The sequence below is a fragment of the Roseateles sp. P4_D2 genome, from assembly GCF_056401875.1.
Genome location: NZ_JBFUIM010000001.1, coordinates 196,964 through 215,451, shown reverse-complemented (window position 1 = coordinate 215,451; position 18,488 = coordinate 196,964). Strand labels below are relative to the sequence as shown.

Genomic DNA, 18,488 nt, shown 5'->3' with positions numbered 1-18,488 from the left:
TGGTCACTCGTCGCACCGGTTTCAGTCAGCAGCCGGCCTTCGGCAGCCCCAAAGCCGCCCATCAATCCAAACATTGCATCAGCTCCTTGAACGCCGATTTTCGGCCAACGGCGCCAGCGCCGCCTGTACGCGGCCTTGCCAGCCGGCTTGCTCGGCCGCCGTCCAGTCCGGCCAGCGCTGCGCGTCGGCCTCCAGCTCGGTGGCCATGGCCTGCAGCGCCACATGCTGGGTCAGCAGCGCGGCCAGGCTCAGCCGGGCCAGCCACTCCTGGGTCTGACGCACGCGCGGATAGGCCTGGAACAGCCAGCGCGCCACCTCGGGCCGCGCGCGCCAGTCGGCGCTGCCGAAGCGTTCGGTGGCCAAGGCCGTCAGCCGCTGGCCCGCGCCCAGGCAGTCAAAGGCCACGCAGCCCTCAAAGCCGCGCGGCACCAGTTCATCGTGGATGCCGCAGCGGTGGTCAGCGCAAAGGTGGTGGCAGGGTGTCTCGGCCGGCTTGTCGAAGCCAAAGCCCTGGCTCGCATCGAAGGGTGGAATCACGCAGCACAGCGCTACGCAGGCCGAGCAGTCGGCCTTGAGATGTGCGGGGAGCTGTACTGGCGTGGTCACTACGCCGCATTGTCCGACACGCCCACCATCCAGCCCACGCCGAAGCGGTCATCGACCATGCCGAACAGCGGCGCCCAGAAGGTCTTGGCCAGCGGCATCTTGACCTGGCCACCTTCGGCGAGAGCCGCAAACGCCTCCCGCGCGGCATCGGCGTCGGGGCAGTCCAGCGACAACGAGAAGCCCTTGAAGGCCGTGTCGCCGTCGCACATGCCGTCGGACATCATGACCAGGGCCCCGCCGATATGGACCGAGGCATGCATGATCTTGTTCTCCGAGCCAGCCGGCAGCGTGCCCGGCGGCGGCGGCTCGGGGCTCTCGGAGTTGCGCATCAGGAACTCCACCTTGGCGCCCAGGGCCTTCTTGTAGAACTCGATGGCCTCTTCGCAGCGGCCGTTGAAGAACAGGTAGGGGTCGATCTTCATGCGAGTCTCCTTCAGTTCAGAGAGAGGAAGGACTCTAGCGCCGCCGGCCGGGAGGGTGCCGGCAGCTTGTGTCAGGGCGTTTTGAAGTCTCCCGCCGTCGAGATGACAAAGTTGTCGGCCACGATGTGCCTTCGCCAGGCCGCATTGGCCTGCTCGACGCTGACGGCCGCCAGCGCATCGTCGCGCTTTTGCGCCGCGGCCCAGGTCTCGCCGCGTTCGGCCAGGCTGGTCAAGCCACCGGCCAGGGCACCGGGGTCGGCGCGGCCCTGCTTGCGGCCTTCCAGGATGTCCTTCTTGGCGCGCTCCAGTTCGGCCGCCGTGACGCCATCCCTGGCCATGCGGGCCACCTCCTCCTGCACGACGGCAATGACGCGCTCGCGCTTGTCCGGCGCATAGCTGGCCTGGATGGCGAAGCTCCCGGCATTGCCCCAGTAGCCCGCGTTCAAGGAGGCGCCGATGCCATACGTCAGCCCTTCCTTCTGGCGCACGCGCTCGGACAGCCGGCTCTCCAGCCCGCCGCCGCCGAAGATGTGCACGGCCAGCTCCAGCGCGGGGTAGTCGGGCTCCTCGGCGTTCAGCGGCAGGGTCTGATGCAGGCGCACGATGGCATTGGCCTTGTCGCGCGCAATGGCATCGAAGCGTGCCGGCGGCACGGCCAGGTGCTGGGGAATGTGGCGCACGAACTTGGGCGCGGCAGGCTTCTTCCAGTCGCCGAAGAGCTTGTCGATCTCGGCACCCAGGCCATCCGGCAGCGCACCCACGACGCTGACCTGGGCGTCGTTGGTGCTCCAGTAGTCGGCATAGAAGCGCTTCACCTCGTCCAGCGTCGTCGCCTTCAGGTTGGCGATGCGCTCGTCCACGCCCATCACATAGTCGGGGTGGCCCAGGCTGACGCCGCGGGCCTTGTTGTAGTGGCCACGCGTGGCTTCCTGGCGCAGCACGCTGGGCTCCTGGCGCGAAGCCTCGATGCCGGCAATGTTGGCCTTGATGTCGCGGTCGAAGGCCTCCTGAGGGAACAGCGGCTTGCGCAGCGCATCGGCTGCCACGCGCAGGGCCGGCAGCAGCGTGTCGCGCTCGGCGCTGATGAAGATGCTCGCGCCCTGGTCATAGCTGGTGACGTTGAGGTTGGCACGCAGCTTGATCAGCGCGTCCTGCAACTGCTGCTTGGTATAGCCGGCACTGCCCTCGTCCATCAGTGCGCCGACCATGCCGGTGCCGTTGCGCGCGAAGGTCGCGTCGCGTTCGCCCCAGCGCAGCTGCATCTGCAGCACGACGGTGTTGCCGCGCGTCTGCTTCTTCAGCGTGTGCAGTGCGATGCCGCTGGGCAAGGCCGTGCGCGACATGCGCGTCTCCAGCACCGCTGGCACAGGCTCGAGCTGTTCGCCCTCCTCCACCTTGGGCGGGCCCTTGAGTTCGGCCAGGCGCTGCGCCAGCGACGGCGCGACGGGGATGTCCACGCGCTCGACGGCGTTGACCGGCAGGTAACGGCCCAGCGTGCGATTGGCCGGCTTGAAATAGGCGGCGCGCACGCGCTCGACGTCCGCCAGCGTGACCTTGGGAATGTCTTCCATCAGCTGGAAGAGCAGCCGCCAGTCGCCTGCAGCGATCAACCCGGAGATCTGCTGGATCAGCGCCTCGGGGTTCTTCATCTGCTGGCGGTAGCTGTTGACGGCGATGTCGCGCACGCGCCCGAGTTCGCTCTCCTCGAAGGGCTTGGCCGCACGGCCCTCGGCAAGGTCCAGCAGCAGGGTTTCGATCTTGTCGACATCGGCTCCCGGCGGCAGCACCGCGTAGGCGCCCACGGTGCCTGGCTCCGCTCCGCCCGCGCCGCCAATACCCGCGGCGACCGCCAGCTTGGGCTCGACCAGTTGCTTGTAGAGCTGGCCGCTGGGCTGCAGGCTCATCAACAGGCCGTAAACGACCAACGCCGGCGTGTCGGGGTGGGTGATGGCCGGCACGTGATAGGCCGCCAGCAGGATGGGCTGGCCGCCGACACGGCGCACGACGACGGTGCGCTCGCCGTCCTGGGCGGGCTCGACCGTGTAGGGCTGCGGGATGGGCGCGGCGGGCTTGGGCGTAGCACCGAAGTGCTTGGCGATCAGCGCCAGCGTCGCGGCCTTGTCGAACTGGCCGGCGATCAGTAGCGTCGCGTTGTCGGGCCGGTAATAGCGCTTGTAGAAAGCCTGCAGCTTCTCGATCGGCACATTCTCGATGTCGCTCTTGGGGCCGATGGTGGCGTGGCCATAGGGATGCCAGGCAAACGCTGCCGCATTGACACGCTGGTTCAGCACGGCAAACGGCTGGTTCTCGCCGCGCTCGAACTCATTGCGCACCACGCTCATCTCGGTGTCCAGGTCGACCTTGGCGACGCGGCTGTTCACCATGCGATCAGCTTCCAGGTCGAGCAGGAAGGCCAGGGTGTCGGCATTCGCGTTGAAGCTCGCGAAGTAGTTGGTGCGGTCCACCGTCGTCGTGCCGTTGAACTTGACGCCGCGCAGCGCCATCGCGCCGGGGATGTCCTTCTGCCTCTCGGTGCCCTTGAACAGCATGTGCTCCAGCAGGTGGGCCATGCCGTATTCACCGGGCGCCTCATGGCGGCTGCCGACGCGGTAGGTGATGTTGACGGTGGTGGTGGTCTGCGTCGCGTCGGGGAAGAGCAGCAGCTGCAGGCCGTTGGGCAGGCGGTATTCCTCAATGCCGCCCAGCTCGCGCACCTTTTCGGGTGTTGCAACGCCGGCCGCATGCGCCGCCACGGCGGGCTTGGCCTTGGGCACCGGCTGAGGCTGGGCCTGCGCCGCCCCCAGGGCCAGGCTCATCAGGGCGACGCCCAGGGCTCGCGGCATCCACCCATCCAGCACTCTCATCATCTGTCTCTCTCCAGGCAGCCGCATCTTCGGCTTGGCGGGGATTCTGCGCGGTTTTACAGGCCCGGCCATCGGTCAGGGTTCGTCAGATTCCAATGCAGACGTGACGCCCCCGGCCGAGCGTCCGCGCTCGCTTCCCCAACAACACGTCAACCGGCCTGCAAACGGGCCAACAGGGCGGAAACCGCATCCACGCTGGCCGGCTTGGTCAGGTGCTCGTCAAAGCCGGCGGCGCGCGAGCGCTTCTTGTCTTCCTCCGAGCCCCAGCCCGTCAGCGCCACCAGCAGCGTGGACGCAAAGCGCGGGTCCTGGCGCAACCGGGTCGCGAACTCGTGACCATCCATGCCGGGCATGCCGACGTCGCAGAAGACGGCCTGAGGCAGGAAGCTGGCTGCCGTCTGCAACGCGGCCGGGCCGCTGTTCGCGACCTCTACCTCGTGGCCCGACAGCGACAACAGCATGGCCAGCGACGTGGCCGCATCGTCGTTGTCGTCCACCACCAGGATGCGCGCCGGCGGGGCTGGCTCGGGCTCGCTGGCTGGCAGTGGCGCCGGTGCGGAATCTTCGGCCGCCAGCGGCAGCTCGATGGTGAACGTGCTGCCCAGGCCCGGCCCGGCGCTCACCGCGCTGACCTGGCCACCGTGCAGCGTCACCAGGCTCCTGACCAGGGCCAGGCCGATGCCCAGCCCGCCCTGGGCGCGCTCCAGCGACCGGTTCACCTGGGCAAACATGTCGAAGACGCGCCCGATCATGTCCTGCGGCACGCCCACGCCGCTGTCGCGCACGGTCAGCACGGCCTGCGCGCCGGCGCGAGCCAGCGTGACCCAGATGCGGCCGCCATCGGGCGTGTACTTGGCCGCGTTGTTCAGCAGGTTGCTCAGCGACTGCGCCAGCCGTGTCAGGTCGCCGTCCACCCAAAGCTCCTCGTCCGGCAGCGTGACGCTGAGCTGGTGCCCCCCCCGTTCGATCAGCGGCTGGCAGGACTCCAGCGCCATCTCAACGACGCGGCGCATGTCCAGCGACTCGCGCTGCAGGATGAGCTTGCCGGTCGAGATGCGCGACACCTCGAGCAGGTCGTCGATGAGGCGCAGCAAATGGCTCATCTGCCGGTCCATCATGTCCGTGACACCCTTGTACTGGGCCTCGTCCTGCGGCGGGTTGGCGCCCAGCAGCTGCAGGCCAGTCCGGATGGGTGCCAGCGGGTTGCGCAGCTCGTGGGCCAGCGTGGCCAGGAACTCGTCCTTGCGCTGATCGGCCTGACGCAGCGAGTGGTCCGCGCGCAGCAGCGAGTCGATCTGGTCGCGGATCTGGTACTGCCAGCGCCGCCCGCGCAGGGCCGTTCGCACCGCGCTGACCATGACGCGCGTGGACGTCGGCCGGTCCAGCACCGTGAGGTTGCGCAGCCTTGCCTCGCGCAGCCCCGGCGCCTCCAGGCCGTGGCGGCACAGGGCCACCACGGGCAGGTTGGACCATGCGGGCTGGCGCTCCAGCACGTTCAGCAGCACTGCGAAGCCCGCGTCGGCAAAGGCGGCATCGGTGACCATCAATGCACCGGCGCCCTCGTGCATCAGCTCCTCGGCATGGCGCCAGCCCTGGCAGACGGCGACATCGATGCCCGCCTCGGCCAGCAGCCTGCGCGTGACGTCGCCGTCACGTGCCGTCGGCGCCAGYACGATGACGCGCTCGCTGCAGGAGCGGTCAGCGTCGTCCCGTTCGATCATCGCCAGACTCACCCTCGTGCTGGAACGGCAACTCGACGGGAACGCCCGCCAGCACGCCGCGCAGATGCACCAGCGGCGGCCCCAGGTGCACGCCCTGGCCGTCGAACCACAGCTGGCGGATGGTGTCCTCATGCCGGCCGCTGCGCTTCTTGATGACCGAGATGGCCTTGCGCACCGCGCCGGCATGCTCGTACATCCTGAACAGCACGACGGCATCGGCCAGATAGCTCATGTCGACCGGGCTGCGCATGTTGGGGCCCATCAGGCCGGACTGTGTCGCCACGACGAAGGTCGCCACGCCATGGTTGTTCAGGTAGGTCAGCAGCTCGTGCAGCTGCACGACCAGCGCACGCTCCTCGGGCATGGCGTTCAGGTAGCCGTTCAGGCTGTCGATGACCACGACGCGGGCCCCATCGGTTTCGACGGAACGGCGCACGAGGTTGGCGAACTGGCTGGGCAGCACCTCGGCAGCGTCGAGCTGGCGCACATGGAGCTTGCCGGGGCCAACACCCTCCTCGACGCTCAACCCCAAGTTGGCCAGACGGTCCAGCAGCAGCGTGCGGCCCTCCTCGAAGGTGAAAATGACGGCATGGCCGCCGCGCTTGGCCGCCATGACGGCATATTGCGAGGCGATGGTGGACTTGCCCGAGCCCGCCGGGCCGACCAGCAGCGTCGCCGTGCCGCGATCAGTGCCGCCGCCAAGCAGTTCGTCCAGCGCCGCGATACCGCTGGGCACGACTTCGCGCTGGTAAGGCGAGCCATGCTGGCTGGGCTTCAGGCGCGGGAACACCTCCAGGCCGCCCTGCCGGATGACGATGTCCTGCTGGCCGCTGATGAAGTCGCTGCCGCGGAACTTGGTGATGCGCAGCTGGCGCTGTGCTGGCCCGTAGGGGGGCACATGGCGCTCCAGCGCAATGACGCCGTGCGCGATGCTGTGCAACTGGGTGTCGACGCGGTCGCTCGAACGGTCGTCCAGGAAGAGCACGGTGCAGCCGCGGCCGACGAAGAACTGCTTCAGCGCCAGGATCTGGCGCCGGTAACGCAGCGACGACTGGGCCAGCAGGCGCAGTTCCGACAGCGAATCCAGCACCATGCGGCGCGGCTTGCAGCGCTCGACGGCCTCCAGCACGCGCTTGGTCGTCTCGCTCAACTCCACCTCCGACGGGTGGTACATGGTCAACTCGGCGTCGCCGAACAGGTCGCTTTCACCAGCCACCAGTTCGACGACCTCGATGCCGTCGAGCGTCCACCCATGCGACGCCGCCCCGGCGCGCAACTCGGCCGCCGTCTCGCCCAGCGTCACGTACAGGCAGGGCTCGCCCTCGCGGACGCCCTGCATCAGGTACTGCAGCGCCAGCGTCGTCTTGCCGGCGCCAGGTTCGCCGTCGACCAAATAGAGCTGCCCGGCAATCAGCCCGCCATGCAGGACTTCATCCAGGCCGGGCACGCCGCTTGCGGAACGCGATCTGTTCCCAGTCATCGCCAATCTCCAGTCAGGAAATGCGGCCTCATGCCAGGCCGCCATGCACAGGTGACAAGCCAGTGTATGTCCGCCAAATGATCGGGTCCGGGTCGGGTCCGGGTCGGGTTTGCGCGTGCGAACTGGGGGTCAGGGGCATCGTGCCCAGGCGTACACTGTCCCGGCTGTCGCGCGTCTGCTCACTGCCGCGGCGGCCCTAGCAGACCGGGCGCCACGCATCACTTCTGCGTTCCCATGCTCGCCGGCTCCCGCCGTCGGCTTTGGTTGTCATCTGCTTGCAGCGGCGAGCCCCACTTCCACTCCTCGAAGACTCTTCGAGGCGCCCCTCCCGGCACCGCGGCCCGCCCCTTCCCGGAGCGCGCCAAACGCGGCCCCGCCCCCATTGACGACCTGCGTGACAGGGCCGCCGCTCGCACCGACGGCGCCCGATGCCCACGCCCTGGAGATGCTGATGAAGCCGGTCCCCCTTGCACCCGATACCAAACGTGACGCGCTCCGCGATGGCTTGCTCGCCACCGTCGACCTGCTCAAGCGCCGCCGCGCCGCCGAGATCGCCGAAAAAACCATCGAGGAGTACGTCGCCCTGCACTGGCTCGAGTGGCATGGCGGCTCACTGCGCCTGACGACGACGGGCGAGAACATGTGCAGGCACCTGACTTCGCAGCTGGACCGCATCACCCCGCGCCCGGCGTACTGACGCGCGGCGCCCACCCGGCCCCACGATGTCGGCACCCGATCCCCTGCTGCTGGCCATTGCGCGCATCGGCACCTTCGACGGCAAGCGCGCGCTGACCGGCGCCAGCGGCTTCTTCTTCCGGCGCGACGCCCGCCTCTACCTGGTCACCAGCCGGCACGTCTTCATCGACGAAGAGGCCGACCACCACCCCGACCGCGTCGAACTCGAACTGCATGCCGACGCCGACAACCTGACCGATGCCATCGTGCTGTCGGTGCTGCTCTACCGTGACGGCCGCGCCAATTGGCGCCAGGGCCGGGACGATGCCGGTGGCATCGACGTGGCGGTGCTGGAGATCGACGCGGGCGCCCTGCCCGAGACGGTCCAGCTCACTGCCTTCACGCTTGAGAGCCTGCCCGGCGCGGACGACGACGTGCCGCTGGGCCAGCCCATCCTGATCACCGGCTTCCCGCTCGGCTTTCACGATGACCTGCACCATCTCCCGGTCGTGCGCCAGGGCGCCATCGCTTCGCCCTATGGCTGGCGCTTCCAGGGCCAGGGCTGGTTCCTGACCGATGCGCGCACTCATCGCGGCATCAGCGGCGCGCCGGTCGTCATGCGGGCGCCGGGCCGCAAGCCCCTGCCCTGGCTGCTGGTGGGCATCCATTCGACGCGCTTCGACATCGGCAACCGCGACCTCGAGGCCGACGAGTCGCTGGGCCTGAATGCGGCCTGGTATCCCGACATCCTCGCGACCCTGACCGACCCCTCGCCGCGCCGCGAACCCCCATCCAAACCCGAGCCGGCCGCAAAGGCCTCGCCTTGAGCTCAGGGAGCGACGGCGCGCAAAGCCGGCTCGTTGCGCTGGAGCGGCAGATCGCCGCCGCCGAGGCGACGCTGCTGGAACTGCAGGCCGCCATCCTCGAAGCCCGCAGCGAACGAGGCCTGTCGGCCGCTCACGACGCCCGCCTGGAGAACAAGCGCCTGCAGGCGGAAAACCAGTTGGCGACGCAGGAAGTGGAGACCGCCCATGCAGCGCTGGAAGTTGCCGTCAAGGCATCCCAGACCGACTCGCTGACCGGGCTGAAGAATCGCGAGGTGCTGTGGGACCGGCTGAGCCACGACATCGCCCTCGCGCGCCGGCATGGTGAACGCCTGATCATCTATTTCCTCGATATCGACGGCTTCAAGCAGGTCAACGACGAGTTCGGCCACGCCGTCGGTGACCTGCTGCTGCAGCGTGCGGCGCGCGTGCTGCAGGCCACGGTTCGCGACAGCGACACGGTCTGCCGCATGGGCGGCGACGAGTTCGTCGTGCTGGTCGCCGCGGCCCGGCGCGAGGACGCCACACAAGTGGCCGACAAGATCGCTCGCGCACTGGCCGAGCCCTGCATGCTCGCCGGCCACCCCATGTCCATCTCGGCCAGCATCGGTTACAGCGTCTTCCCCGACGACGGCGAGTCGCCCGGCGTGCTGATGCGCAAGGCGGACGAGGCCATGTACCGCATCAAGCGGACCGCGTCGCACCCACGCTAGCCACGGCGGTTCCCGCCACCTGAACTTCCGCTTCTGTCGCAACAGTCCTCTGTACTGAGGATGTCGAGCCGACGCCATCGCATCACAGTGCATGGCACGCGCGCAGGTGACCCAGGGCCGTCCTGTGGGCTGAGCCTGCTGGCATGCGGAGGACTCGAAATGCGCACCATTCAACGCCTTGTTTTCTATTCCACAGTCCGCGGGCTGGTGCTTGCTGTCGTGGCTTGCCTTGGCTGCGCCGTCCCGGCGTTAGCACAGGCAGCGGCGCCTGCACCCTGCCTGCCCATCGAAGGGCCGGCATTCCTGGGCGGCAAGGACCCGAGCCGGACCTCGGTCGTGGTGTTTGTCCACGGTGTGCTCAGCAGCGCCAGGACCGCCTGGAGCGGCAAGGAAGATCAGTCCTGGCCCTGCCTGCTGAGGGCCGAACCTGCCTTCGACAACAGCAACATCTACCTCTACCGCTACGACACCCAACTGCTGGGCAGCAGCCCCGAAGTCGACAAGGTCGCCGAGCAGCTGCGCAAGGACCTGCAGAACGACGGCGTGCTGGACCACGCCCACATCACGATCGTGGCGCACAGCATGGGCGGCCTGGTCACGGCCCAGATGCTGCTACGCATGCATGCCAAGGAGGACATGCGCGACAAGCTCCGCCGCATCAAGCTCGTCAGTTTCTTCGGCACGCCGGCGACGGGCGCCGACATTGCCAACGTGGCGAGCTACGTCTCCGACAGCCTCCAGTTCGCCGGCATGAGGCCCGACGGCCACCAGCAGGCCCTGATCGACCAGTGGCAGAAAGTCGCCTGGCCGTTTCACTGGTACTGCCTGGCGGAGGGGCAGAAGATGGGCTTCTTTTCCTTTGCCTCCGCTCTGGGCGGCGGGGTGCTGGTGGTGCCCAAAGACAGTGCGACCGCGCTATGCCAGCGTCGACCTGACGGCGTCGATGTGCTGGAGCAGTTCGACCACAGCAGCATGGTCAAGCCGGTGTCGCTGCAGGACACGCCGCACCGCTATCTGAAGCGCTACTTCCTGTCCTGCGCAGGCGACGCAATTCCCAAGACCTATCCGAGCAGCGAGGTCAACACGCCCGATGGCCAGGCCATGCTGCAAACACTGGCCAGGCTGAGGGCCAGCGAGTTCAATCTCGACGCGGCGCCCACGGTCGTGCAGGAGGCGCTTTACCAGTCTGACACCTGGTCCGACAGATTCGTCCTTCCGTCCAACCTCGGCCAGCCGGCACTGATGACTCGATCCTTCGAGCGGCTCCCAGGCCGGGCGTTCGCACTCGAGTTCGTCAAGCTGTTCGCCGCAAACCCGGAGGAACTGGCGCCCGCCTGGGTAGGTCGGCTCGGCACCCTGGATCGATACCGCGCGGACGGCCAACTGACGGAACTCCGGCAGGCCTGGGTCTCCGCCGGTTACGCACAGGATTCCGACATCGTGCTGGTGCTTGAACAGCGCAGCAGCGGTGAACAGGTCGTCATCTTTGGCTCGGTGCAAAACGACGCCACGGGCGCGCGCCGGGGTCGAATCCGTGGGCTGCTGATCCTGCCGGCCCAGCCAAAGACCTGCACCTGACACCAAACCGGAACCGCCGCGCCCGCGGCCTGGCGCGGCTACGGTGCGCGCTTGAGTTCGGCGCGAGTCAGCCGACGCTGTATGGCACTGAGTGCGGCGCGACGGCGTTGCTGAGATCCAGATGATTTGAGCGTGACTGAGGCAATGTCGAAACATTGCATGCAGCGAAGCGCGCCGGCTTTGCAGGAACCGCGGGCAGCAAGGGAAGCTGCTGCGGCTGGCCGGCTTGCAATGCCGCGGGAGCCCATAGGCCTGCAGCCGGGACGCCACTGCGCGCGACGGTAGCAATCATCAGCTCTTGCAGCGCACCAACGTAGCGCCGGGGCAACTTGATGCGGGTGACGCGGCCGGCTCCGACAGCACTCGTGATCTCCATCGTTCCGCCCAGCAGCCTGCACAGGCGGGCGACGATGGACAGGCCGATGCCCTCGCCGGAAGCCGCGATTGCGGACGCGCCCGCTGTTCGGATGAGCCCGATGGGTCCACCGCTGCACAGCTCGCGGCCGGCGTCTCCGACATCGAAGTACCAGTGGCCAGCCTCCCCAGCGCCACAGTGGCCGTAGGTCAGCACCACGCCAGCGGCGCGCGTGTACTGGATCGCGTTAAGCATCAGGTTCTGCGCAATGCGCGCCACCATCAGCGGGTCGCTCTCCGCGACGAGGCTCGCCGGGCCGCTGATCTCCAGGCTCAGCCCGCGCGAATTCGCCACGACGCGCAGGTTGTTGCACATGTCGTCGAGCGCCTTGGCGACGTCCACCGTGCGAATCACCGGTCGTTCCTGCTGGGTGTCGAGCCGGGCCAGGTCGGCCACGCCGTTCAGCAGCTCTCGCAGGCCGGCAACGTTGCGATCCAGCACGGCCATCAATTCCAAACGGCGCAAGTCGCTGCGCGGCTTCTGCAACAGCGCAGTGACCGCCGTGACCACGCTGAGCTTGCCGCGCAGGTCATGGACGGCTTGCTGCCACAGCTCGGAGGCCTGCGCGTGGGGGTCGGGCCCCGGATCACCCGTCACATCCCGCCAACCGACGTGCGAGCCAAATGAGCCGTGCGTGCCGGTCAGGATCGCCGCGCCCTGGGGCGCGACCGTCATGCCGAATGGAGGGTGTTGCGAGTTCATGGTGAGCAGCCGCTATATCGACGGCACAAGCATTCCCGAAGCCCCAGCGGCGTTCCGTGCGCTGCCGCACCAACGGTGCGTTTCCAACCCAGCCTCGGTCATCACCTGCGTCGCGGATTGCTGACAACAAGGACGATGCCCGCAAAGCCCGTCAGCTGGCGGCCGAAAGCCATCATCACCTGCAGGTTCTCCTGCCCGGTGCGGACGGCCGGCCTGTTGCCAAGCCTATTTCTTGCGCGGAGCGACAGAAATCGCCTCCGCAGCCTTCTCAGCCGAGGTGGCGGGAATCACAGGCGCTGGCGCATGGGCCTTCTTCGCTTTCTTCTGTTCCTTGTTGCCGCGTTGACCTTTGGACATGGGATCTTTCGTTGAGGGAGCGAGCACAGCGCGTCGCAAGGTCTTGCTTTTAGACATTGGGAGCGCTGGTGTCGGTGCGGCGGCGCACGGACACCTGAAGCATCTGCAGATTCCAGGCGGTCGCTGACAGCGGCGCTGTACTGCTGCCGGTGTCGCCGAGGAAGGCAGTTTCCTGAATCCGTGACCTTACCTCTGTAGCCCCGCACCCTGAGGGTGCCGCCCGATGGCAACGAGTTGCCTGAGTTTGGGGAAGATTTTGGCGATGCGCGCGGTACCAGGCCAAACAGGGCGGGCGCGCCCGCATGGCGATCAGCAGCGCTCTCGCCGGCTGATCACTTCAACCAGCGCAGATCGACGGCAGCGGCCATCGCCTGGTAGCCGACTTCGTTGGGATGCAGATGATCGCCGCTGTCGAAGGCCGGCAGCAGCTGATCGGGCCGGGCCGGGTCGCGCAGCAGGCGGTCGAAGTCGAGCAGCGCATCGAAGGCGCCGGCGGTTCTGATCCAGCGGTTGACCGCCTGGCGCTTGGCCTCGCTCTGCGGCGTCGGGCGCAACAACCCCTTGGCCTCGCCGCAGGGCAGCAGCGTCGCGCCCCAGATCTTCAGGCCGCTCGCATGCGCTTTTGCAATCAGGTCGCGCATGCCGGCGATGATCTGCTGCGCGCTGACGTCGTCCTGCGGTGTTGCCGGCGCCTTCGCCGCGGTGATGTCATTGATGCCCTGCATCAGCACGATCCAGCGCACGCCCGGCTTGCTCAGCGCATCGCGCTCGAAGCGCGCCAGCACGCTCGGGCCGACGAAGGGAGCGCGCCCGTCGTTGAGGATGCGGTTGCCGGCGATGCCCGCATTGGCCACGCCGATAGTCGCCAGCTGCGGGTCGCCCTGCAGACGCGCGGCCAGGAAATCCGGCCAGCGCGCATTGCGGTCGTCGGCCGAGCCGACACCATCGGTGATGGAGTCACCTACCACCACCAAGGTGCGTGCCGGGGCGGCGGCGCTCACCTCCAGATCGGTGACGAAGTAGCGGCTGTCGTCGGTGGTCGCGCCGGCCGGGAACAGCGTCGCCGCGCCGGCGTCCTCGCCCGGCCACAGCCAGGCGGTCTGCAGCGCCGCGCCATGCAGCGTCGATGGTCCGGTCTCCTGCGGCAGATACAGGCTCAGCGCCAGCTGCTGCAGCGCGGCCACGCGCAGCTCAACCGGATCGCTCAGGACGCTGTCGCCGGGGGCGATCGTCACCGTCGGCAGCTTTTGGAAGCTGAGTGCCCGATCGCTGCCCGGTTGGATGGCCGAGCCGGCGGCGTGCAGCGCCAGATGGACCGGTCCGAGGTTCAGCGGCGCGCTGCCGAACAGATTGGACAGGCGTATGCGCACCTGCGTACCGGCGACGCTGCTGCGCACGACCTGGCGTATCGTCTGCGGCTGCAGCGACGGGCCGGGCGAGTCCGGTGCGGCCGCCCAGCCAGTCACCCAATGCGGGTCGGCGGCGACGGCGCTGGCCGCGCAGCAGAGTGCCAGCAGGCCGGCGAGCAGATGTTTCACACGCATTTCAATCATTCCCGGCTTCAAGAAAGGCGCCGATTCTGCCCATCGGCCGCGACCTTTCCGTTCGTAATGGGCGACGCTGACTTACAAGTTTGAGCGGAGGAGTGCGCGATGGCATCACCGCCGTCACTCGCGACTTCGTCGGCACATACGGGGGCGCCAATTTCAGCCGCATACAGACTGATCTGTTCGATGCAGTCGCTCAACGTTCGAAGCTACGAAAAGCCTGTTTGAGGAATGTCTGCGCTGCGGCCTGACTTACCTGGGTTGAACCGTTCCTCACCACTTGGCGCGACCCAACCCCCTTTGACCTCCAACAGCGAACCGACGGGAGCGAGCAGGCCGACGCCACTTTCAGATGCTTGCTCCCACGGGGCGTACGTGATCGCCGACAAGGTACTGCCGAGTTGTGCTTCAACTTCGGTCTCGCGGATCCACACCTTCGCTTGTGTTCCACGAAGCGAGTCGCGGATGACGGACTGAGCGATCTGCGAGCGAGTTTCGGAGTAGGCGAGTAACCGTGCTTCGAACTGCACGAGCAACCTCCTGTTCGCAGCCTCGCCAGCAGCTACGGACCGGGCGTACTGCCCCCGATAGCCGGCTGGTGAGTTGAAGAACGCATCGTAGGCAACCTCGGAAACGCGGATCAGGAAGGAGGCACGATGACAGCCGCGGATGGCTTGCCCAGAGAATTGCTCCCAGCAGAAACCTTCGACCAATGCCGATTCGAGGAGCCCGACAACGGCATCGAAGCTGAGGTAGGAGTGAAGCGTGCTCGCGCGCGAACTGTCGACTGAAGCACAGAACTGCCAAGTGCTACCGCTCATGAGCGGCTAGCGCATTCTCGACAGACCGTCAGTGCCTCTTAGGCATGCAGGCTGCACCCTAGATCGACGCGATTTGAAAGGTGCAAGCGCTTGATTCATTGAAGTCTTCTCCCAAATCTGCCGGAGCTAAACAGTCATCAAATTTCCGATCAGAGCGGCAACCCCCAGTCATAGGCCCAGCTGCCACTACCGCCGCCACGGCGCGCTCCTGATCGCCTCCGTCGCCTGCGCCTGCGGCAGCGCCTTGGCGAACAACCAGCCCTGCCCCACCTGCACGCCGAGCTGCTCAAGCAGCGCAGCCTGCTTTTCGTCCTCGACGCCCTCGGCCAGCGTCTGCTTGCCCAGCGCCAGCGCCAGGCCGACGATGGTGCGGACGATCTCCTGGGCCTCGCGGCCGGCGGCCAGGCGGATGACGAAGCTGCGGTCGACCTTCAGCGTGTCGAAGGGGAAGCGATGCAGATAGGCCAGTGATGAGTAGCCGGTGCCGAAGTCGTCAATGCTGAGCTTGAAGCCCATGCGCGCCAGCTCCTGCAGAACCTCGGCGCTGCGCTGCGGGTTGGCCATGGCCATGCTCTCGGTGACTTCGAGCTTGAGTCGGTGCGTGGGCACGTCGCCCAGCGCCGCGAGCGTGGCGCGGGCGTCGGCCAGCAGTTCCAGGTCGCGCTCCAGCTGCACGCCGGACAGGTTGACGGCCACCTCGCCGGTGAAGCCCAGCGGCTGCCAGCGTCGCAGCTGGCCCGCGGCCTCCAGCAGGGCCCAGCGGCCGATGGCGCAGATCTGGCCGCTGGCCTCGGCCACGGGGATGAAGTCGCCCGGCATGATCAGCCCGCGCTCGGGATGGCGCCAGCGGATCAGCGCTTCGAAGCCGAGCAGGGCGCGGTCCGACAGCCGCACAAAGGGCTGGTAGTGCAGCTCGAACTGCGTGCCGCTGGCCAGGGCTGCGTCGATGGCGTCGCGCAGCCAGCGGCGCGATTGTTCGACGAGCTGCTCGGCCGGATCGAACTCATGCGTCTGGCCAGGGCCGCCAGCCTTGGCGCGAGCGAGCGCCCCTTCAGCCGCCGTCAGCAGCTCGTCGGCCGTGGCCGGGCCATGGCGGCGCTGGGCCCAGGCGATGCCGGCGGTGAGCTGCAGCATGGGTGTCGCGACATTGAAGGGCGACTGCAGCAGGGCCTGCACGCGGCGGCCCAAGTCGGCCGCGCTGTCGCCACCGGCCAGCAGCAGTGCGAACTGGTCGGGGCCCATGCGCGCCACGAGATGACGCGCTCCGAAATTCGATTTGAGGCGGCTGGCCAGCTCGGTCAGCACGGTATCGCCGACGACGGGCCCATGGGTCTCGTTCAGGGCCCGGAAACCATCCAGGCCGAGCAGCAGCAGGCCGGTCTCGGGCGCCAGCACGCCGGACAGCAGCTGCGTCAGCTGCTCGCGGAACAGCACGCGGTTGGCCAGCCCGGTGAGGCGGTCGTGCAGGGCGTCGAAGCTGATCTGCTGCTGCAGGCGCTGGCTCTCGGAGATGTCGGTCAGCGAGCCGGCCATGCGCACCGGCTTGCCGCTCTTTCCTTCACCCTCGCGCACGGCCAGGCCGCGCGCCAGCAGCCAGCGCTCCTGGCCACCCTGATGGAAATGCAGCACCTGGTGGAACTGCAGGCTCTGCCCGTCCAGATGCGCCTGCAGCTCGGCCTCGAAGGCGTGGCGCATGGCAGGCTCCAGGGGCTGCGTCCACGCCTGGATGGCATGGCCGGCCTCGGCGGCAGACAGGCCCATCAGCGCCAGCCAGCGCGGTGAGTAATAGACCTCGCCCGTCGTCAGGTCCCAGTCCCACAGGCCGTCGTTGGCGCCCTGGGCCGCCAAGGCATAGCGCTGCTCGCTCGCGGCGAGCTGGCGCGCGGCCACCCGGCGCCGGCCCTGCTCGATGCCGGCACGCAGTGCGCTGCCGCCCAGCGTCGCGATGGCCAGGGCCAGCAGCGGCGGCGCCACTGCGAAGACGAAGTAGTGGCTCTCGAAGGCCCACTGCACGCCGGCCAGCAGGGCCAGCGTGCCCAACACGATGGCGGCCAAGGCGACACCCAGGGAGCGGCGGGCGAGCAGCGCCACGGCGGCAAAGGGCAGCAGGAAGACGGCGGCCAGTTCGGCCGCGCCGCCCCAGGCCGGACGCACCAGGCTGCGGCCCGTCAGCAGGTTGTCGGTGACGGTGGCGATCCTCTCCATGCCCGGCAGGCGGGCGTCGAAGGGCGTGGGCACGTGGTCGCCGGCGGCCAGGGCCGACACGCCCAGGACCACCACGCGCCCTTGCAGCCGCGCCGGCTCGACGCGGCCGGCCAGCAGCTCGGCAAAACCCACGCTGTCAAAGCTGCTGGCCGGGCCACCGGGGCCGTAGTAATTCACCCCGAGGCGCGACAGCTCGTCCAGGCGGAACTGCAGCCCCTTGCCGGCGGTGAATTCCGCGCCGAAGCGGGCTCGGGCTGCAGGCCAGTCGACACCGCGCGCGAAGGCGGCCAGGCGCAGCGGCAGGGAGGGATAGACCTCGCCGTTCAGGCGCAGCAGCGGCAGGTCGCGGCGCATGCTGCCGTCGGGTTCCGGCCGCACGCTGATGTGGCCCAGGGCTGCGGCGGCCTCGGCCAGGACGGCCTCCGGGGCGACGAGGCGGCGCGGCCGGTAGTAGCCCTCGCTGCGCGCCAAGGCCGCTTCGTCGTCATAGCGCAGCAGGGCCTGAGCCAGCACGGGCGCAGGCGCCGCGGCGGCGTCGGCCTTGCCGTCATCGGGCAGGGAGAAGGGAATGAGGGCGCAAGTGCAGGCTTTCATCGCCGCGGCCAGGGCGGCGCTGCCTTCGGGCGTGCCGCCGCCGGGCAGCAGCAGGATGTCCAGCGCCACGGCGCGCGCGCCGCCCGCCTGCAGGGCCTGCACGGCACGCGCCATCTCGGCACGGTCGGGCACGCGCCCGCCCAGGGCTTCCAGCGCGGCGTCGTCCACGCGCACCAGCAGCAACGGCAATTCGGTGCCCGGCGCCAGTTCACCGCGCCAGCGCGTCTGCCAGTCCAACGCCCATTGGTCGGGGCGTTCCAGCACAGGCACGTCGGCACGCCAGGCCAGCATCGCCAGGCCCAGCAGGGCCGCCGCCAGGCCGATCAGCACATAGCCGATACGGGATCTCAATCCAGCGACCCCAGCCGCTGTTCGACGCGAGCGACCTTGTCGGCCGCCCAAGCCATGGCCGCCACGCACTGGCTGCCATCGCAATGCGTGCCGTTGAGCTTCTTCTGCAGGCGCACCGGGTAGCGTGGCTTGATGCCGCGGGTCTGCGGGCCGGCAGGCTCGACGTCGACCTCGCCGGTCTTCACCAGCACGGCGGTCGCGCGGTCGTCGCCGACCTCGACGCTGAACTCGGTGCCGCGCACGGCGGTCACGGCGGTGGGCGTGCGCACGCGCCAGCTGCCGCCGCCCGACGGCGTCACGCGCTGGCCGATCAGGCCCGTTTCCAACAGCAACTCGGCGGCCCGCGGTTGGGCAGGCGCCACGCTGAAGGCCTCGATGCGCAGCTGGCTCTTGTCGGCCAGCACAACGACGGAACCGTCGACGAACTTCAGCCGCACGCGGCCGGCCGCGCCGGTTCGCAGCGTCGTGCCGACGTCGAGCTTGTCGCCCACCGCCAGCGCCTTGCCATCGACGCGCTGGGCCTCGCCGCTGACGGCCATGACCTCGCAGGCCTGCTGGGCCAAGGCGGCTGAACTCAGCAGGGACAGGCACAACACCAGCAAACGCATTTCTT

At 68.4% G+C, this 18,488-nt stretch carries 15 protein-coding genes; 4 read left to right on the top strand and 11 right to left on the bottom strand.

What is annotated here, in order from left to right; translation table 11 throughout:
• Window positions 1-78: 78 nt before the first annotated feature.
• From AC1DW0_RS00935 to AC1DW0_RS00915, 5 genes are all read right to left on the bottom strand, one after another.
• Window positions 79-537, bottom strand: coding sequence for a hypothetical protein (locus tag AC1DW0_RS00935; RefSeq protein WP_477944507.1), 459 nt, complete (start codon window positions 535-537; stop codon window positions 79-81).
• A gap of 68 nt (window positions 538-605) precedes the next feature.
• On the bottom strand, window positions 606-1,028 hold the full coding sequence (locus AC1DW0_RS00930; RefSeq protein WP_056194989.1) for a VOC family protein: 423 nt from the start codon (window positions 1,026-1,028) through the stop codon (window positions 606-608).
• Window positions 1,029-1,099: 71 nt separating this feature from the next.
• The gene (locus AC1DW0_RS00925) at window positions 1,100-3,895 is read right to left on the bottom strand and encodes a M16 family metallopeptidase (protein WP_477944505.1); all 2,796 of its coding nucleotides are present in this window, start codon (window positions 3,893-3,895) and stop codon (window positions 1,100-1,102) included.
• Between the two features lie 146 nt (window positions 3,896-4,041).
• Window positions 4,042-5,613 (bottom strand): hybrid sensor histidine kinase/response regulator, encoded by a 1,572-nt coding sequence (locus tag AC1DW0_RS00920; protein ID WP_457391632.1) that lies wholly within the window; start codon window positions 5,611-5,613, stop codon window positions 4,042-4,044.
• Complete coding sequence (locus tag AC1DW0_RS00915; protein ID WP_457356154.1) at window positions 5,591-7,093, bottom strand: DUF7125 family protein; 1,503 nt, start codon at window positions 7,091-7,093, stop codon at window positions 5,591-5,593. Before AC1DW0_RS00915 ends, AC1DW0_RS00920 begins: the two co-directional genes overlap by 23 nt.
• Window positions 7,094-7,544: 451 nt before the next feature.
• Here AC1DW0_RS00915 and AC1DW0_RS00910 point away from each other — a divergent pair, with 451 nt between their 5' ends.
• The 4 genes from AC1DW0_RS00910 (at window position 7,545) to AC1DW0_RS00895 (ending at window position 10,883) form a co-directional block, all read left to right on the top strand.
• Window positions 7,545-7,790 (top strand): hypothetical protein, encoded by a 246-nt coding sequence (locus AC1DW0_RS00910; RefSeq protein WP_056197143.1) that lies wholly within the window; start codon window positions 7,545-7,547, stop codon window positions 7,788-7,790.
• 25 nt (window positions 7,791-7,815) lie between these two features.
• The gene (locus AC1DW0_RS00905) at window positions 7,816-8,595 is read left to right on the top strand and encodes a S1 family peptidase (RefSeq protein ID WP_056194977.1); all 780 of its coding nucleotides are present in this window, start codon (window positions 7,816-7,818) and stop codon (window positions 8,593-8,595) included.
• Entirely contained in the window at window positions 8,592-9,305 is a 714-nt protein-coding gene (locus tag AC1DW0_RS00900; RefSeq protein WP_056194974.1) for a GGDEF domain-containing protein, read from the top strand. Before AC1DW0_RS00905 ends, AC1DW0_RS00900 begins: the two co-directional genes overlap by 4 nt.
• Before the next feature lie 159 nt (window positions 9,306-9,464).
• Window positions 9,465-10,883 (top strand): esterase/lipase family protein, encoded by a 1,419-nt coding sequence (locus AC1DW0_RS00895; protein ID WP_162247751.1) that lies wholly within the window; start codon window positions 9,465-9,467, stop codon window positions 10,881-10,883.
• Window positions 10,884-10,950: 67 nt separating this feature from the next.
• Here AC1DW0_RS00895 and AC1DW0_RS00890 read toward each other — a convergent pair whose 3' ends face one another.
• From AC1DW0_RS00890 to AC1DW0_RS00865, 6 genes are all read right to left on the bottom strand, one after another.
• Entirely contained in the window at window positions 10,951-11,973 is a 1,023-nt protein-coding gene (locus tag AC1DW0_RS00890) for a sensor histidine kinase (RefSeq protein ID WP_477944501.1), read from the bottom strand.
• A 252-nt stretch (window positions 11,974-12,225) separates the two neighbouring features.
• Window positions 12,226-12,357, bottom strand: coding sequence for a hypothetical protein (locus AC1DW0_RS00885; protein ID WP_268795242.1), 132 nt, complete (start codon window positions 12,355-12,357; stop codon window positions 12,226-12,228).
• A gap of 332 nt (window positions 12,358-12,689) precedes the next feature.
• Window positions 12,690-13,901 (bottom strand): SGNH/GDSL hydrolase family protein, encoded by a 1,212-nt coding sequence (locus AC1DW0_RS00880; protein ID WP_056194967.1) that lies wholly within the window; start codon window positions 13,899-13,901, stop codon window positions 12,690-12,692.
• A gap of 212 nt (window positions 13,902-14,113) precedes the next feature.
• Complete coding sequence (locus AC1DW0_RS00875; RefSeq protein WP_477944498.1) at window positions 14,114-14,725, bottom strand: hypothetical protein; 612 nt, start codon at window positions 14,723-14,725, stop codon at window positions 14,114-14,116.
• Window positions 14,726-14,911: 186 nt separating this feature from the next.
• Complete coding sequence (locus tag AC1DW0_RS00870; RefSeq protein WP_457356151.1) at window positions 14,912-17,875, bottom strand: EAL domain-containing protein; 2,964 nt, start codon at window positions 17,873-17,875, stop codon at window positions 14,912-14,914.
• The gene (locus AC1DW0_RS00865; RefSeq protein ID WP_457321902.1) at window positions 17,872-18,483 is read right to left on the bottom strand and encodes a FecR family protein; all 612 of its coding nucleotides are present in this window, start codon (window positions 18,481-18,483) and stop codon (window positions 17,872-17,874) included. Before AC1DW0_RS00865 ends, AC1DW0_RS00870 begins: the two co-directional genes overlap by 4 nt.
• Between the last annotated feature and the right edge of the window lie 5 nt (window positions 18,484-18,488).

Bases quoted from the DNA above. Each gene is read 5' to 3' on its own strand.
- AC1DW0_RS00890 (WP_477944501.1), bottom strand. From the start codon at position 11,973: ATGACGGTCGCGCCCCAGGGCGCGGCGATCCTGACCGGCACGCACGGC.
- AC1DW0_RS00925 (WP_477944505.1), bottom strand. From the start codon at position 3,895: ATGATGAGAGTGCTGGATGGGTGGATGCCGCGAGCCCTGGGCGTCGCC.
- AC1DW0_RS00885 (WP_268795242.1), bottom strand. From the start codon at position 12,357: ATGTCCAAAGGTCAACGCGGCAACAAGGAACAGAAGAAAGCGAAGAAG.
- AC1DW0_RS00915 (WP_457356154.1), bottom strand. From the start codon at position 7,093: ATGACTGGGAACAGATCGCGTTCCGCAAGCGGCGTGCCCGGCCTGGAT.
- AC1DW0_RS00930 (WP_056194989.1), bottom strand. From the start codon at position 1,028: ATGAAGATCGACCCCTACCTGTTCTTCAACGGCCGCTGCGAAGAGGCC.
- AC1DW0_RS00895 (WP_162247751.1), top strand. From the start codon at position 9,465: ATGCGCACCATTCAACGCCTTGTTTTCTATTCCACAGTCCGCGGGCTG.
- AC1DW0_RS00910 (WP_056197143.1), top strand. From the start codon at position 7,545: ATGAAGCCGGTCCCCCTTGCACCCGATACCAAACGTGACGCGCTCCGC.
- AC1DW0_RS00875 (WP_477944498.1), bottom strand. From the start codon at position 14,725: ATGAGCGGTAGCACTTGGCAGTTCTGTGCTTCAGTCGACAGTTCGCGC.
- AC1DW0_RS00865 (WP_457321902.1), bottom strand. From the start codon at position 18,483: ATGCGTTTGCTGGTGTTGTGCCTGTCCCTGCTGAGTTCAGCCGCCTTG.
- AC1DW0_RS00905 (WP_056194977.1), top strand. From the start codon at position 7,816: ATGTCGGCACCCGATCCCCTGCTGCTGGCCATTGCGCGCATCGGCACC.
- AC1DW0_RS00880 (WP_056194967.1), bottom strand. From the start codon at position 13,901: ATGCGTGTGAAACATCTGCTCGCCGGCCTGCTGGCACTCTGCTGCGCG.